Annotated in this window: 18 protein-coding genes and 1 tRNA gene; 11 read left to right on the top strand and 8 right to left on the bottom strand. The window is 42.0% G+C overall.

What is annotated here, in order from left to right:
• Positions 1-2 precede the first annotated feature (2 nt).
• Positions 3-401 carry a DoxX family protein gene (locus tag FW759_RS03300; RefSeq protein WP_062845387.1) on the bottom strand — a complete coding sequence of 133 codons (399 nt, stop codon included), beginning with the start codon at positions 399-401 and terminating at the stop codon, positions 3-5.
• A 136-nt stretch (positions 402-537) separates the two neighbouring features.
• Here FW759_RS03300 and FW759_RS03295 point away from each other — a divergent pair, with 136 nt between their 5' ends.
• Positions 538-1,443, top strand: coding sequence for a LysR family transcriptional regulator (locus tag FW759_RS03295; RefSeq protein ID WP_446442187.1), 906 nt, complete (start codon positions 538-540; stop codon positions 1,441-1,443).
• Between the two features lie 40 nt (positions 1,444-1,483).
• Here FW759_RS03295 and FW759_RS03290 read toward each other — a convergent pair whose 3' ends face one another.
• The 5 genes from FW759_RS03290 to FW759_RS03270 form a co-directional block, all read right to left on the bottom strand.
• On the bottom strand, positions 1,484-1,888 hold the full coding sequence (locus FW759_RS03290; protein WP_131392753.1) for a roadblock/LC7 domain-containing protein: 405 nt from the start codon (positions 1,886-1,888) through the stop codon (positions 1,484-1,486).
• Between the two features lie 8 nt (positions 1,889-1,896).
• Positions 1,897-2,430 carry a GTP-binding protein gene (locus tag FW759_RS03285; RefSeq protein ID WP_062845390.1) on the bottom strand — a complete coding sequence of 178 codons (534 nt, stop codon included), beginning with the start codon at positions 2,428-2,430 and terminating at the stop codon, positions 1,897-1,899.
• A 228-nt stretch (positions 2,431-2,658) separates the two neighbouring features.
• Positions 2,659-3,159 (bottom strand): BLUF domain-containing protein, encoded by a 501-nt coding sequence (locus FW759_RS03280; protein ID WP_446442186.1) that lies wholly within the window; start codon positions 3,157-3,159, stop codon positions 2,659-2,661.
• A 180-nt stretch (positions 3,160-3,339) separates the two neighbouring features.
• The gene (locus tag FW759_RS03275) at positions 3,340-3,699 is read right to left on the bottom strand and encodes a hypothetical protein (protein ID WP_062845392.1); all 360 of its coding nucleotides are present in this window, start codon (positions 3,697-3,699) and stop codon (positions 3,340-3,342) included.
• 857 nt (positions 3,700-4,556) lie between these two features.
• Positions 4,557-4,631 (bottom strand) — tRNA-Gly (locus tag FW759_RS03270).
• A gap of 547 nt (positions 4,632-5,178) precedes the next feature.
• Between FW759_RS03270 and FW759_RS03265 the strand changes: the two genes are divergently transcribed.
• The 4 genes from FW759_RS03265 (at position 5,179) to FW759_RS03250 (ending at position 7,534) form a co-directional block, all read left to right on the top strand.
• A complete protein-coding gene (locus FW759_RS03265) occupies positions 5,179-5,991 on the top strand; it encodes a M48 family metallopeptidase (RefSeq protein WP_446442185.1) in 813 nt (270 codons plus the stop codon).
• A 204-nt stretch (positions 5,992-6,195) separates the two neighbouring features.
• Complete coding sequence (locus tag FW759_RS03260) at positions 6,196-6,519, top strand: BolA family protein (protein WP_446442184.1); 324 nt, start codon at positions 6,196-6,198, stop codon at positions 6,517-6,519.
• 89 nt (positions 6,520-6,608) lie between these two features.
• Positions 6,609-6,968, top strand: coding sequence for a SirB2 family protein (locus FW759_RS03255; protein ID WP_446442183.1), 360 nt, complete (start codon positions 6,609-6,611; stop codon positions 6,966-6,968).
• Positions 6,969-7,132: 164 nt separating this feature from the next.
• Positions 7,133-7,534: a hypothetical protein gene (locus FW759_RS03250; protein ID WP_062845396.1), complete on the top strand. Its 402-nt coding sequence runs from the start codon at positions 7,133-7,135 to the stop codon at positions 7,532-7,534.
• Between the two features lie 183 nt (positions 7,535-7,717).
• Here FW759_RS03250 and trxC read toward each other — a convergent pair whose 3' ends face one another.
• Positions 7,718-8,155 (bottom strand): thioredoxin TrxC, encoded by a 438-nt coding sequence (gene trxC / locus FW759_RS03245; RefSeq protein WP_443529852.1) that lies wholly within the window; start codon positions 8,153-8,155, stop codon positions 7,718-7,720.
• Positions 8,156-8,203: 48 nt separating this feature from the next.
• Positions 8,204-9,070 (bottom strand): MBL fold metallo-hydrolase, encoded by an 867-nt coding sequence (locus FW759_RS03240; RefSeq protein WP_443529853.1) that lies wholly within the window; start codon positions 9,068-9,070, stop codon positions 8,204-8,206.
• A 347-nt stretch (positions 9,071-9,417) separates the two neighbouring features.
• Here FW759_RS03240 and FW759_RS03235 point away from each other — a divergent pair, with 347 nt between their 5' ends.
• From FW759_RS03235 to FW759_RS03210, 6 genes are all read left to right on the top strand, one after another.
• Complete coding sequence (locus tag FW759_RS03235; RefSeq protein ID WP_062846005.1) at positions 9,418-9,708, top strand: ArsR/SmtB family transcription factor; 291 nt, start codon at positions 9,418-9,420, stop codon at positions 9,706-9,708.
• Between the two features lie 51 nt (positions 9,709-9,759).
• A complete protein-coding gene (locus tag FW759_RS03230; protein WP_446442182.1) occupies positions 9,760-11,469 on the top strand; it encodes a SulP family inorganic anion transporter in 1,710 nt (569 codons plus the stop codon).
• Positions 11,470-11,693: 224 nt separating this feature from the next.
• Positions 11,694-12,020, top strand: a complete 327-nt coding sequence (locus tag FW759_RS03225) for a beta-lactamase hydrolase domain-containing protein (RefSeq protein WP_131392767.1) — start codon at positions 11,694-11,696, stop codon at positions 12,018-12,020.
• Between the two features lie 299 nt (positions 12,021-12,319).
• Positions 12,320-12,652 carry a TIGR01244 family sulfur transferase gene (locus FW759_RS03220; RefSeq protein ID WP_095569827.1) on the top strand — a complete coding sequence of 111 codons (333 nt, stop codon included), beginning with the start codon at positions 12,320-12,322 and terminating at the stop codon, positions 12,650-12,652.
• A 350-nt stretch (positions 12,653-13,002) separates the two neighbouring features.
• Entirely contained in the window at positions 13,003-13,746 is a 744-nt protein-coding gene (locus FW759_RS03215; protein ID WP_446442181.1) for a glutathione S-transferase family protein, read from the top strand.
• Positions 13,747-14,090: 344 nt separating this feature from the next.
• A complete protein-coding gene (locus FW759_RS03210) occupies positions 14,091-14,954 on the top strand; it encodes a bile acid:sodium symporter family protein (RefSeq protein ID WP_446442180.1) in 864 nt (287 codons plus the stop codon).
• Positions 14,955-15,001: the final 47 nt, after the last annotated feature.

Raw genomic sequence — 15,001 nt, 5'->3', positions numbered from 1 at the left:
TACTATACTGAGCTTTTGCGAGCATGGCTATTATCTATCGAGTAAGCACCTGGGCCATGAGCAAAAATCATCAGAAAACCACCTGCTATGGCAATGTTTTTCATAAACGGATTCATCTGTGAGGCATCAATCCAGAACTGATGAAACAAAAGCGCTGAGACAATATTAAATCCAACAAACAACACCGCAATCAGACGCGCTTTAAATCCAAGCAAAATCGCAATACCACCGAACAACTCAAGCGCAATGACTAATGGTAATAGCATACCTGGTACACCCATTGACTCCATATAGCCTTGAGTTGCTGCATATCCTGTTATCTTATTAAAACCTGAAAAAATAAAAATCATCGATAAAAGCAGACGACCAATGGGGGCACTCAGTGATTGTAATTTGTCCATTATAATTCTCCAAAAATAGTGTTGATGAGATATTGTGTTAAGAATGATGGCAGTATAAGCGTTGACTATAAATGGATAAATAGCAATAATTACAAATATAAGTTCTCAATTTTAGAACAATGATGAGGCGATCAAGATGGGGCAGTTAGAAGATATGTCGATGTTCGTGCGCATCGTGGAAGCAGGGAGTATTACTAAAGCGGCTGAACAATTAAATGTTGCCAAATCTGCCGTCAGTCGCCGTCTTAAGGAGTTAGAAACGCGTTTAGGCAGTCAGCTTATTAGCAGAACCACGCGGCAATCTCACCTGACTCAAGCGGGTGAGCAGTATTACCAAAAAGTGAACAATATCTTAAGTGCCGTTGATGCGCTGAACGAGCAAACCAGTGGCGCACCCACACGTGTTGAGGGCACGCTGAAGATAACCGCACCTTTGACCTTTGGCCTTATGCATCTGAACGCTGTGATTGATGAATACGCCAGCCAGCATCCCAATCTGGATTTTGAGCTGGATTTTTCGGATCGGCATGTTGACCTGATTGAAGAAGGGTATGAATTGGCCATCCGTATCAAAAAGTTGCAAGACTCGAGCTATCAAGCTAAACGTCTTGCATTGATTCGTTACGCGCTTTGCGCCAGCCCCGATTATTTAAAAAGAATGGGGACACCTGAGACCCTAGAAGCGTTAGACAATCATGAGTTTTTGCAATATGGCCTGGGCAAGACCAGCAATCTTGAGCTAACGGATGCACAAGGGAAAAAGCATAACCATACGATTCATGCCAAAATCAAAGCCACCAATGGTGAGTTTTTGGTCGATTTGGCAGTAAAAGGTCATGGTATTACGTTTATACCAACCTTTATCGCTTATCAAAGATTGGCACGTGGCGAGCTGGTGCCCATTCTCCAGCAGTACCAGCTGCCGACACTCAATGCCTATGCCGTTTATCCAAAAAACCGGTTTTTATCGCAGCGTTGCCGTTATTTGATTGACTCTATTGCTGAGCGTTTCGGTGACAATCCATACTGGGATGATTTCTGATGCGCCAGTTGAGCATGTCACACTAGCCTCAGTGAGGACGCTACTCGCTAATAGCAGCGATTTCGCCCATCAGTTTTTTGGTTTTATATCTGGCTTCTGCCAAGGTCATTCTGTTTTGTGCAACCACCGTCAATACACATGGCTTACCGATATAGTCTGTTTTGACAAATAAAATGTTGCCAGAAGTCGCTTCAACGATCGTGATGTCGCATTTGCCTTGCTTCATTTGCGTCGCAGATGAATCACTGAGAGCAGACAGCGTACTACTCATCGCTGCAAACTTATCGGCCTGATTGCTCAGATCGCTGATAGAAAAGCAGCTGATAGGAAACCCATCTGTCGTACAAAGGCTTGCCAATATGATTTCTCTGTTGGCTTCACATAACGCTTTCATGTGACGTAACAATGCGATTTTTGCAGGTGATTTTTCGTTTGGTGTAGTCATATCGAACATCAATCTTGGTTGTTAAGAGTATTAAATAAAGACAGAAGAGACACAGCGGACTCTTTGCTTCTAGGATCTGTATTGATCACAGGTGCGACCACATTATGCTGCATCAGCATCACTCTAATTTCTTGACCCAGCGCGATGACGCTTTGCTTGTCCGCACCTTCACAATGGGTGATACCTACAATACAAGTGGTTTGGTTTTTTTCTGGCGCAAAAAAATGCAGTAGCTTGTCTAAATTGGCATAGTCAGGCGTCTCACCATGCTTGATCAAAATGAGCAATCCCCATAGCGATTGATTGACAAACTCCCACAAAAAAGAAAACCGCTCTTGACCTGGTACACCATAGATACCCAAAGCCATATCCTCAGAAAGGGTGATTCGCCCGTAATCAATACCTACTGTGGTGAACTCTTTACCAATATCGATACTGGATTTCGCTTCTGTTTCAATAGGACTGATCTCACTGAGTGTCTTGACCAGTTGCGTCTTTCCAGCGCCGACCTCACCAATGATAGCTAGCTTTTGATAATTCAATTTTTTACCTCATCCCTAAGAATTTTTTGATGGCACCATAAAATTTATTAGGCTTTTTTTCAACAACGATTTGTTCTTTCACTGGCTCTGATTCAGTAATACTCAACAAGCCCGACTGGTCAAATGCTCTGATCATTTGTGTGACTTCATGTGGCGCCCCAAATTCACCACTATTAACCAATGAATTGAATGGATAAGGTTTTTTGGTCAATTTAATGCACAGGTTCATCACCAATTGAGGCTGACTGTGTTCAAATCAGGCCAGGCCAACAATCTAAGATCTTTATCTTCATAATGCTTTTCAAGCACAGCGTCAGATTGCTTTATGTCGATAAAGGGTTGAATACGACTTTTTTGATAGTCATCAAAACCTGCCAAGACCGACATATGATTTTCAACGAAAGTATTGAGCAAAGCATTTTGATCGACAAAATCAAAGACATTAACCGCCCAGCTGTCAAAGCTACGTTTCTCCACAGGTCCATCAAGAAAAACCCAAAGATCTTCATGTCTAGGATCGGCTGCTATTTTGGCCATCAACTTGTCAACTTCAGCATAAGGCCCTTCAATTATTTGCAGATACTGCCCTTCTCGATACGAGATAATACCAGTGATTTGCGATTGTGGATTATGCTTGCGAGAGACGCTGATGATGTCTGATAATCCAGTAGGCATACGAACGCTACGATCACTTGTAGGTGTTCTGCTGATATATGCAATACATTTCATTTTGCCACCAATTAATAAGACATTTAAAGCGTAACCAAACGGCGATAGCTGTCCACAGTCAGGTCATTGTCATGCATGATAGATACATGACAAATAGACCCTTATTGCTGCTTTTATTTGAGAATAATCAGGAGTACTCGTTAGACAGACTCGTCATGAGCTTAAACAATGTCCAGCAGATTATACTTCTAGTTTATTTTCTACTGCTTGTACTTTACGACGTGCTAGCGCTAAGTTCGCTTTGGCTTTATCAAGTACCAAGTAAATGAACAAATCTTCGTGCTTGGCTGTTGGGCGAATGATGTGTAATTGAGACTCTAGTGTAATCAACATGTCTTCAATTTCGCCTTTGATATCTAGCGACTTCATAGTAGCTACTTTTGCTTTTACCACTTGTGAGTTACCTGCTGCTGCCAACTCTAAGTCAACACCGCCGCCAGTCATACCTAATACCATACCTGACATATAGTCAACAATGCAGCCGCCCATCGCGCCATCAAGGGTCATCAATTCTTCTAAAGCTTCGTTAATATTTGACATAACTTTCCTATTAGTGGGTTTGTATTTGAATAAAATTTTTGTTGTAAGAATACGCTCATTTTTCACTATTTTTACATGGCACTGAGCAAATAAATCCTGCAAGTATTTGTTAGATATTCTTAAAAGTATTACTGCAAATGTAAGCCAGTTATAATAGTGAAATAATCTTATTCAATTGTTTTTTTTGGTACAAAAAATATATCGTACACGTAAATAAAACGTATTCATTGTAGCTGCGGTCATTATATTGTATTTAATAGCGTAAGAGCGGAAGGGTCATGACCACTCATGAACAAATAACAACCACTGAGTAGGAAACTTACGAGTATCTTCAGTAATGACTTAGATTTACCCCATACAAAGCAAATTTTTGAGGTTGAAAAAAGAATGCTTTTCAAACAATATCGTATGAACAATGATAGGAAATTATGAGGTACTGAAACACAAAAAAAGGCTATGAATAATTATTCACTGCTTGTAAAAAAAGCACTCATTAACCGTTTGAATGATGATCAAATTGGTCGTGTGATTCATAATTTTTGAGGATAAAATACAAAGATAGCGGTCTACAGAAACGACTTTATTTCTATGAGGTGTATAAAGCTTATATTTACCTAAAACTGATACGTTGGGTTTTTAGAGAAAAGATAGAATTAAACAAGATCACTGAATAGAGGAACGAAACTTAAAAAATGCTGATGAACATGGTAATGTGAGAATAACTTAGAGAGGTTAAGCAAGATATTGTGACGTTAGTTTTATAATAATTCAGCAGACTCAATTAAATTTTACGCACAAAAAAAATCCTCATTTCTTATATTAGAAATGAGGATTTTAGTGCTTTTTCAAGCCATATTTGGAGCGGGAAAAGAGATTCGAACTCTCGACCCCAACCTTGGCAAGGTTATGCTCTACCACTGAGCTATTCCCGCTTAGTATCAAATCATAGTGTTTTTAACAACTACTACGTCTCGATAGGCTGGCTATTCTATCAAATATTCTGAGAGTGTCAACACCTTTTTCAAAATTAATTTGAAATATTTTGGCTTTTATTGCCGCTTTATATGAGCATCCAGCATAACCCATTGATTTAATGACACCTATTATCGTCCAATTATTTTATCATCATAACAAAGCTGACGCTCAATTGTATCTCATTATTTAAGCCTAAAGGTTTTCTCAGACATTACTTGATGCTTCCGTCTAATCAATCCTTTCGATAAACATAAAAAAGACCGCATTTTGATTAAGTTCTTATCCGTCACTTACAATCCTATGGTGCGTTGTTACTATTCCTGCCTTGGATTTGGCTTGTTAACATTATTATACTCATGGGCAATAGCGGTTGAGGTAAAATTTTACCGTATCGGTAGATTGATAAGAGCAAGTAAAATATTAATAAAAGACTGCCTTTTTATCTACTGCCTGTATCGCCCTTTTGTCTAACTTATTTTATTATTTATAGCGAGGATTCTTATCATGAAAAAATTACTAACCACCACTGTGATGGCCGCTTCATTGTCGGCACTGACATTGACAGGTTGTTCAAGCACAACCAGTACTGGCGCTGTGGGCGTTGATCGCCAGCAGCTACTTTTGGTCTCAAGTGAGCAAGTATTGCAACTATCAGCACAAAGCTATGCTAAGACGATACAAGAAGCCAGAGCAAAGCGTGTACTTGATACTAACACCGCCCAGCTCAATCGTTTGAAAAACATCGCCAATCGTTTGGTCGGTCAAGTTGGTGTCTATCGTCCAGATGCTGCAAAATGGCAATGGGAAGTACATACCATTAAGTCCAATGAGCTAAACGCGTTCGTATTGCCAGGCGGTAAGATCATGTTCTATTCAGGCATCATTGATCGCTTGAATCTGACTGATGATGAGATTGCGGCCATTATGGGTCATGAGATGTCACATGCACTGCGTGAGCACTCACGCGAGCGTCTGTCACGTCAATATGCCACACAGACCGGTATCGGTGTCGCAGCCAGTATCTTTGGTTTGTCGCAAGGTCAAGCTGATCTGGCCAATGTCGCCGGTGACTTAGGGTTAAGTCGTCCTCATAGCCGTACACAAGAAGCGGAAGCAGACCAAATCGGTCTAGAGCTAATGGCACGTGCAGGCTACAACCCACAAGCGGCTGTAACCTTATGGCAAAAAATGCAGCGTGCCAGCCAAGGCGAGCCACCAGAGTTCTTAAGCACTCACCCTGCCAGCAGCAACCGTATCGCCAACTTGCAGTCACTCATGCCTAAAGTGATGCCGTTATACCAAAAGACACGTCGTTAATCGACATCCTTAAAAATTGTTAAATAATGCTAGCAGAGCGCCATTTATAGAGGGTGCTCTGCTTTTTTATGTCTTGTGTGCACGCTTAGGTATCTGACGGAGGTGACAACGACTCCTAATACTTATGACGTCTGCTATAATAACTGACATATATCAATCACAGATTGTCTAACCTCATTTAGCAAACTATATTGAAGGACCATTATGAGTAACACTCCAACTGCCGATGCCCTTGACGCTGAGCTACAAGCGTTGCAACCACAACATCTAGAGCTGATCAATGAATCTATGAATCATGCTGGTTATTTTGAAGGTAAAGAGAGTCACTTTAAGCTGACTGTGGTTAGTGAGGCTTTTGAAGGCAAACGTTTGGTTGCCCGCCATCAGTTAGTATATGAATTAGTGAATGCCCTTTTGACATCACAAGGTGGTCATGTACATGCCTTGGCTATCCATGCCTATACACCGACAGAGTGGCAAGGTCAGAGCCCTACTAGTCCATTATGCGCCGGACAAAACAAAGTTTAAAAAAAGCTTGAAAACGGTGTTTTAATCACATAGTCCTAAGACATTATAGCCACGCTTGAACACCATATTTTTAGAGGAAGTCCTATCCAATGAAACATTTACACATGCTCATGGCAGTACTGGCCATTGTGTTGTTTTTATATCAAAGCTCTTTGGTCTTGGGTGCCAACAGACAAGCGCCGCGAGCAATCAAGATTGCCAATCATATTGTCTATGCACTCGTTATTGTCTCAGGGGCAATCATGCTCATGCAGCTGATGAGTGCCAATGCACCTATACAGTGGGTGTTTGCCAAAATCGTTTTACTTATTGCGGCGATTAGCGCTAGTGTAAAAGCCTTTAATCCTCATGCCACCTCTGGTCAAAGAAAAACAGGCATTCTCATTGCTGCTGTGGCATATATCGGAATCGTGATATTGGCTTTTACCAAGCCTGAAAACTTATTTTGATAATCAAACAGTATTTTGAAAATGAGATAGTACAAAGCGGCACAAATCGTCACACTGATAGAATTGAAAACCACTGAGTAATCGATATATTCTCAATGTCTTAATCACATCATTTTTGCTGTCTTAACTGAATGCAACTATATATGAAGCCTAATGGAGGCGCTATGAAAACTCTTACTACAGGGGCATTACTGGCAATAGCTGGCGTTTTCGGTCTCTCAGGCTGTGCGTCCACAGGTAATGTCACGCCTCAATACGTACCACCTAGTACGTATCAAAATTATGACTGTCAAGCATTGAACCAAGAATACACTCGCGTCAATCGTTATGTAGCGGATGCAAACAATGAGCGCTCAACGCTATCGACGTCAGGTGTCGGTGTTGGGGTATCGGCAGGACGTTGGGGTATTTCACCCAATATCAGCTTTGGCGTTGGCAAAAGCAACGACACCAAAGCTCGCGATGTCAAACTATCAAGACTATATGGTGAGCGCGATGCAATCGTTCAATCTGCTCGCATTCAACGTTGTAGCTTTGCCAATGGCATTAAGATTTATGGTGAATAATTGCTATAATCGTGTAGCCCTCTAGCGTCGTTCTTCCATAGGGTTTCCAGCACTATTGGCTGTTATTACCGCAGAACCAATATATAAAAAGCCAATACAGTGATTGTGTATCGGCTTTTTTAATGGCTATTGTATACGCTTATAGTACTTATATTATTCAGGCTTATAAAGATGAATGTAGCGCTAAGCCCTGAGACTGCGTACCCATTGGACGATTTGGTCACTAGGTAGTGCACCTGACTGTCGCGCGACTTCTTTACCATGTTTAAAAGCAACCATGGTTGGCAAGCTACGAATATTATAAGGTGCGGCAGCTTGCTCATATTTATCGGTTTGTATTTTAGCAAAGACCACTTGCGGCAATTGACTGGCAGCGGCTTTGAACTGCGGCGCCATCATAAGACAGGGTTGACACCAGCTTGCCCAAAAATCAACGATGGTCAGTACCTCATTTTTTTGAATAATCTTATTGACCGTTTGTGCATTCAACTCGTGAGGATTACCTGTCAGTAAGGTCTGACCACATTTACCGCAATTTGGTGTCGCACTGAGTCTTGCCATAGGTACACGGTTGATTGCTTGGCAATGTGGGCATACCAAATGTACATTTTGTTCACTCATTGGGGATTTCTCCTACAAATATAATGGCTATTGACTCCAAACATCCTATCAAAGGGCGTTGAGTGGTACCTTGAGATAGCGCACGCCATTGGCTTCTGGCTTTGGTAAGTGACCTGCATCAATATTGATTTGTACCGCTGGAATAATTAAGCGAGGCATCTCCAAAGTCGCATCGCGACGCTCACGCATCTGCACAAACTCTGCTTCATTGATACCGTCTTTGACATGAATATTTCCCAGTTTTTGCGCAGCGACTGTGGTCGTCGGACAGTGCTTACGACCTGCACTTGGATAATCATGACACAGATATATTATCGTGTCGTCTGGCAGTGCCAATAGCTTTTGGATGGATTGATAAAGGGTTTTGGCATCACCACCTGGAAAATCACAACGAGCCGTCCCTACGTCAGGAGCAAATAAAGTGTCTCCGACGAAGACCACAGTTTTTTCTTCATCAGCCGCTATATAAGCAGTATCAGCCTGTGTATGCCCAGGCACATGCATCACTGTAATAAGGATATCACCAACCTTCAATGTATCACCATCATTGGTCAAAATATCAAATTGGCTCGCATCGGTACGAAAACTGGTATCAAAATTAAAAATTTTCTTGAATGTTTTTTGCACTTCAGTGATATGCTGACCGATGACCAGTTGCCCACCGAGCGCCTCTTTGACATGCATGGCCGCTGATAAATGATCAGCATGGGCATGGGTCTCTATGATGTAGAGCAGCTCCCAGCCTTGTTCACGCACAAAATCGATAACCTCATCCACACTCTTAGAGCTGGTATGGCCTGACTTCGCATCGAAATCCAATACAGGATCGATGAGCGCACAAACTTGCTGCTGAGTATCCGCGAGTACATGAGTGTAGGTTTCTGTGTCACTATGTAAGAAAGAATGAACTTGCATGGCAGCCTCTTTACTTTTAAACGATATATTAATTTTTAAGAGCGTATTATGTATGATATGGGGTTTTAATCGAGATTATTTGCCCTACTCTTTTTCTATATACAGACCAATATAACCATCAATAAACATTTTATCAATTTATATAATGTAAAAAACAATAACTTGCTGTCACACTGAATATCATTGATAATTCAATATATTTTATCCACAAACCTGACATTTATACTCTACATAAGGAGCTCACTCTGTCTACTTCTACTTCAGCATTGAGCAAATCCACTAATGGCACTAGTGATAACATACTGACCAACGCAGCAGATACCGTCCCTAAAGACCTCTCTGAACAAATGCGAAAGGCCTCGATGCAAGCCAGCCAATTACTAAAATCACTATCGCACCCTGATCGCTTATTGCTTTTATGTCAGCTGACGCAAGGTGAATTTTGTGTCAGTGAGCTTGAGAACTTAGTCGGTGTTGGTCAACCAAGCTTATCACAGCAACTGGGTATCTTACGTAAAGATGAGCTGGTCAAGACTCGCCGCGATGGTAAGCAGGTTTACTATAGCATCGCCAGTGATGATGCGTTTGCAGTGCTACAGTTATTATACGAACGCTTTTGTGCCAAAACAGCTGAATAGCTTGTTTATGGGCTGAGCGTCATTCATTTTTTATTGTGATGACATATTATTATGCCTTCTATATTGGCTCGTCTGATTCCTGCTTGGTTGCGCCAGTACCAACCCTCTACCCTGCCAACTGATATTATCGCAGGCTTAGTGGTTGGCGTGTTGGTCATTCCCCAAAGCTTAGGTTATGCAGTACTGGCAGGATTGCCACCTGTTTATGGGCTGTATGCAGCAATCGTACCGGTGATTGTTTACGCTTGGATCGGCTCAAGTAGCGTTCAAGCAGTCGGGCCTGTTGCGATCACTGCTATTATGACTGCCAGTAGTTTGCACCCTTATGCATCACAAGGTGTTCAGCAATATGCACTCATGGCAAGTTTGCTGTCATTGATGGTCGGTACGCTATTGTGGTTGGCAGGTCGGCTCAAGCTTGGCTGGATCATGCAATTCATCAGTCGCGGGGTATCTGCTGGTTTTATTAGCGGCGCTGCCGTATTGATTTTTATCAGTCAGTTAAAATACGTAACGGCTATTCCGATCGCAGGCAATGGCTTAATCGGTTATTTATCAAGTATGCAGATGTATGCGCGCCAGCTGCATCCGCTGACACTCTTAATCGGTGTGATCGCTTTTATGCTCTTGGTTGCCAATCGCTACGGTAGTAGATGGGTGTGGCAATCTTGGCTGTCATCATCCTATGCCAAATGGGCCGAGCGCTTGTTTCCACTTATCCTATTGGTCATTGCTATCGGCCTGAGCATCGGCCTGCATTGGTCCACAAAAGGCGTGGCGACTATTGGTAGTATTCCGCAAGGCCTCCCTACCTTTACTTTACCTTATGTACCAAACTTCGATGAAGTGCTCGATTTGCTACCTGGTGCAGGGCTAATGGCTTTAATTATCTTTGTTTCAAGCAGCTCGGTTGCCAACAACTATGCACGCCTGCGCGGTGAGTCCTTCGATGCCAATCGTGAGCTGACCGGCTTGGGGCTGGCCAACATGGCAGGTGGATTTTTCCAAAGCTTTGCCGTCGCTGGCGGATTTTCGCGAACGGCCATCAATTCAGATTCAGGTGCCAAAACACCAGTGGCAAGTCTAGTGACAGTGCTAGTCATGATCGCCGCTTTGATTGCTTTTGGTAATGCACTGTCACCGCTGCCCTATGCTTTATTGGGCGCGACAATCATGGCTTCTATTATTAGTCTGATTGATGTGGCAACGTTGCAGGCTGCATGGCAACGTGATCGCCTAGATGCTGCCAGTTTTATGTCAGCTTTCGTGGGAGTATTGATATTTGGTCTCAATACAGGTTTGGTCATCGGTCTTATGGTATCTTTTGCGAGCTTAATTTGGCAATCAAGCAAGCCACACGTTGCTATCGTTGGCCAATTGGCAGGGACTGGTCATTTTCGCAACATCAACCGCCATAACGTGGTGACCTTTAGCAACCTATTGATGTTACGTATCGATGAGAGTATCTTTTTTGGTAATAGTGAGTCTGTCCATCACCGTGTCGTCCAAGCCACTCGCCAGTATCCAGACGCTCATGAGATTGTTCTGATTATGTCAGCGGTCAATCACATTGATCTGACAGGACAAGAGATGCTCATCAGCCTCAATAAAGAGCTACTGAGTCAAAATAAGCACCTGAATTTTAGTTTTATCAAAGGGCCTGTGATGGATATTATTGAAAATACCCCCATTATTACAGAGCTCTCAGGCCATGTGTATTTAAGTACTATGGATGCGATGGATGCGCTTAAAGACACTTAAAATTTTTATAAACCTTATGTTGTTATACTCTTAAGAATTATTATTGTCTGTGACAAAATACCGATATTATGCAAGCTGTGTTATGCTAAATCCTTATAAGCTTTAGACATAATGGACTTAAGAAAATTGTACTGAAAGACAGTACCTAATAGTCTCAAAAAATACTATTGGCTACCCCCATTCTTGAGTCAAATGCCTTTTCATATACGCGAATGACCTTACTTATGACTGATAATTTAACGATTTACAAGCAAATTTACCCAAGCCAATGTCTCAAAATCGCAGAGCTTGGCTATCGCTCCGTACTTAACATACGCCCTGATGCCGAAACAGAAACTCAGCCAAATAGCGTTGACTTTAGTCATGCCACTAAAGAAGCCAACTTGACTTACCATCATCTGCCATTTGACGATGAGCGTCTGAGCATGGCGACTGTCGAGCAGTTTGCTGCGTTTTATCGTTCGATGCCAAAACCCATCTTGATGTTTTGTGGCACGGGTGCTCGCGCCAAATTACTGTATCAAAGCGCATTGATGCAAGGGTTACTATAATTACTCTATTTTAAAAAGCATACGGTTCTACTGAGGTAACTGTCCTTGTCGCCTCTGGCATTCTTGCAAGCAGCCAGCAACGATATTTATCTCTGTAGAATATGATGATCGTACGTGCTGCTTTTATCTTGGATTGGATATAGAAAAGTTGAGTAAAAAGGCTACGGTCACAGCTGAGACAATGTTGCTGTTGTTTACGTTCTTTGCCTTTAGAAAGCGACCCATTTCACTTATGCTTAGACATTGTGCTTTTATACCAACCTATCTTTTCCTACTATAGAAAATAATAAGGATCACTTATGAGTCATCAAGTCAGTTTTACTGGACAAATCACCCCAGACCAAGTACCGATGATCGCCGAAAATGGTTTTAAAACCATCATCAATAACCGTCCAGATGGTGAAGAGCCAAATCAACCAACCAGCGCTGAGATTGAAGCGGCTGCTAAAGAAGCTGGCCTTGCTTATAAAGAGATTTCTTTTGCGGGTAATGAGCTCAATCAAACCCACGTTGAAGCATTTGCAGACTTTTTTAACCAAGCCGAGCAGCCGATGCTTATCTTTTGCCGCACAGGCAATCGCTCAAACGGTATCTATGAAGCTGCCAAGCAAATGGATTTGTTAGACGACTAATCTTTCGTCAAACTAACGAAATGTGCTAATACTTAAAGCAGAAAACGCCCGTCCAAATTTTGGATGGGCGTTTGTCGTTATAGCTCTTATAAAATTGGCTGCCGGTTTTGGTAGTGTTCATTTCTACAAACTTTTGAATCGAATATTAAGCCAATGTCTGTCCCAGCAACTCTCCAACTTTTACAAATAATACCGCATCAGCCTGTTCGCCGAGATTAGAACAATGTTTGCTTTACAAATAAGCATAAATCCTTGAATATCCTATAAGTGCTATCAGAATTTTACACCAGTAACCTATCGAATTTTTGACGCACTAAATCTCTGTTCTTCTCCTTTAACAGGTCACTATCATGTCAAAGCCCTTACTTATTATCGGTAATAAAAACTACTCCTCTTGGTCATTGCGAGCATGGCTACTCTTAAAAGCCTTTGAAATTAAGTTTGAGGAGCAGCCTATCGAGCTGTTTGATTCGTCAGCCTTGCCCATACTTAACGAGCATGCGCCAACGGGTAAAGTACCCGTACTCGTCTGCGGTCAAGGTGATCAAAAAGTCACCGTTTGGGACACGTTAGCGATTGCTATGTATGCCAATAGTTTTTTGACAGACACAGACATTTGGACAGGAAGCCTTAAATCTGAGGTAAATAAGAACGACAATCGTCGTAGAATAGATAGCGCTTACTGCCAAAGTATCGTGGCAGAGATGCATTCAGGGATGACAGGTATTCGTAATGAGATGCCAATGAATATTCGAGCGACGGCTAAGATACAACCAAGCAGCGCCTGCTTAGCAGATATCGCTCGTATTGAAGCCATCTTTGCAGATTGCTTAAAAAACCGCTCATCAGACAGCTACCTATTTGGATGTTTTACGGTTGCCGATGCTTTTTTTGCCCCCGTGGTTCTACGTTTACAAACCTACGCCAAAGCTTCTGGATTAACGTTACAACCAACGACTCAGCAGTATTGTCAGATGATGATAAACAACCCGCATATGGACACTTGGATCAAAACTGATTTAAAGGAGACGCGGATTATTACAGAAGACGAGACAGGCGAGATCATTTCACTGGCTGGCGTATTAGCGAATTAACCTTGTAAAAACACCATCAATAATGAAATATAGTCGCTCCAATATAAAATAAATACAGTGCTGCCAACGTCATATTTTCTTGCTTGCTGTGCCTTCAGACAGAGGCTACGAACACATATCGTTGGCAGTCCATTACCATTGTTGTGCCTTTTTTATTTGGGATTAAAGATAGCAAAATGGACTACTGCGACAGTCTTAGTATTAGAAGACCCTTCTTATCGTATGTTATTGTGTTTTGTAGTCCCTAAAGAACCGATAGGTAGCCGCTAAAAAATATCGTCACAAGGAATGTGAGTGATGTGAAAATCGTCCTAGCTTGAGTGTCATTTTACAAGGAACGTTTTATGGATAACACTGCCCTCGCTTTACTTCCACTGGCACTTGCCTACATTATGTTTACCTTAGGTACAGGATTAAAACCCAGTGACTTCAAGGTAATCGCTAGTCATCCCAAAGCGTTTTTTGTGGGTTTAGTCAATCAAGTGATATTCGTGCCACTGGTGGCATTGGCGGTAGTGCTGGTCATGGTGCCACCACCTGCCATGGCTTTTGGCATTATGTTAATCAGTTTTTGTCCAGGCGGTGTCACCAGCAATATTCTCACCTATTACGCCAAAGGTAATGTAGCGTTATCGGTTGCACTCACAGGCGTGGTCAGTTTGTTATCAGTCGTGACGTTGCCCATCTTTATCACCGTAGCCTTTGACCACTTTATGCAAGATCAAGCAGGCTCCATCAGCGCTGTAAAAATTGGATTAGTAATGTTTTTGTTGACGACATTACCTGTTACGCTGGGTATGCTTGCTCGTTATAAGTTCACTAACTTTATGATACGTAGAAGCGGTATTCTAAATGGCTTAGCCAGTATCTTCTTTGTTTTGATTGTTTTTGCTGCTATTGCCTCTAACTGGGCGTTGCTACAGTCGCAGCTTGCCAATATTGGCGTAGAGCTTATATTGATTATTATGGGCTTGTTTGTCTTGAGTATTTTGACCTCTCAGTTATTTAAGCTGAGCTGGTTTGATACCAAAACCATCTCCATAGAAACCAGTATTCAAAACAGCACGACAGCCATTACTCTTGCGCCTATTATTATGGGTACAGCAGCAAGTCTACCAGCTATTGCCCTACCAGCGGCTGTGTATGGAGTTTTGATGTATGTGGTGGCGTTACCCGTCATTGCTTTGATTCGCAACAAGAGCGGATAATCGTGCCAAAAAAAACCACCTCAAATGAGGTGGTTTTTGACGGACTA

This window comes from Psychrobacter sp. 1176_08, from assembly GCF_052850615.1.
This window is presented reverse-complemented; position numbering and strand designations above follow the sequence as displayed.

What these genes read in the sequence shown, in the direction of transcription:
- FW759_RS03300 (WP_062845387.1), bottom strand. Translation starts at nt 401, where the DNA reads ATGGACAAATTACAATCACTGAGTGCCCCCATTGGTCGTCTGCTTTTA.
- FW759_RS03220 (WP_095569827.1), top strand. Translation starts at nt 12,320, where the DNA reads ATGAGTCATCAAGTCAGTTTTACTGGACAAATCACCCCAGACCAAGTA.
- FW759_RS03255 (WP_446442183.1), top strand. Translation starts at nt 6,609, where the DNA reads ATGAAACATTTACACATGCTCATGGCAGTACTGGCCATTGTGTTGTTT.
- FW759_RS03250 (WP_062845396.1), top strand. Translation starts at nt 7,133, where the DNA reads ATGAAAACTCTTACTACAGGGGCATTACTGGCAATAGCTGGCGTTTTC.
- FW759_RS03235 (WP_062846005.1), top strand. Translation starts at nt 9,418, where the DNA reads ATGCGAAAGGCCTCGATGCAAGCCAGCCAATTACTAAAATCACTATCG.
- FW759_RS03295 (WP_446442187.1), top strand. Translation starts at nt 538, where the DNA reads ATGGGGCAGTTAGAAGATATGTCGATGTTCGTGCGCATCGTGGAAGCA.
- FW759_RS03210 (WP_446442180.1), top strand. Translation starts at nt 14,091, where the DNA reads ATGGATAACACTGCCCTCGCTTTACTTCCACTGGCACTTGCCTACATT.
- FW759_RS03215 (WP_446442181.1), top strand. Translation starts at nt 13,003, where the DNA reads ATGTCAAAGCCCTTACTTATTATCGGTAATAAAAACTACTCCTCTTGG.
- FW759_RS03275 (WP_062845392.1), bottom strand. Translation starts at nt 3,699, where the DNA reads ATGTCAAATATTAACGAAGCTTTAGAAGAATTGATGACCCTTGATGGC.
- FW759_RS03230 (WP_446442182.1), top strand. Translation starts at nt 9,760, where the DNA reads ATGCCTTCTATATTGGCTCGTCTGATTCCTGCTTGGTTGCGCCAGTAC.
- FW759_RS03260 (WP_446442184.1), top strand. Translation starts at nt 6,196, where the DNA reads ATGAGTAACACTCCAACTGCCGATGCCCTTGACGCTGAGCTACAAGCG.
- FW759_RS03240 (WP_443529853.1), bottom strand. Translation starts at nt 9,070, where the DNA reads ATGCAAGTTCATTCTTTCTTACATAGTGACACAGAAACCTACACTCAT.
- FW759_RS03225 (WP_131392767.1), top strand. Translation starts at nt 11,694, where the DNA reads ATGACTGATAATTTAACGATTTACAAGCAAATTTACCCAAGCCAATGT.
- FW759_RS03265 (WP_446442185.1), top strand. Translation starts at nt 5,179, where the DNA reads ATGAAAAAATTACTAACCACCACTGTGATGGCCGCTTCATTGTCGGCA.
- FW759_RS03290 (WP_131392753.1), bottom strand. Translation starts at nt 1,888, where the DNA reads ATGACTACACCAAACGAAAAATCACCTGCAAAAATCGCATTGTTACGT.
- FW759_RS03280 (WP_446442186.1), bottom strand. Translation starts at nt 3,159, where the DNA reads ATGAAATGTATTGCATATATCAGCAGAACACCTACAAGTGATCGTAGC.
- trxC (WP_443529852.1), bottom strand. Translation starts at nt 8,155, where the DNA reads ATGAGTGAACAAAATGTACATTTGGTATGCCCACATTGCCAAGCAATC.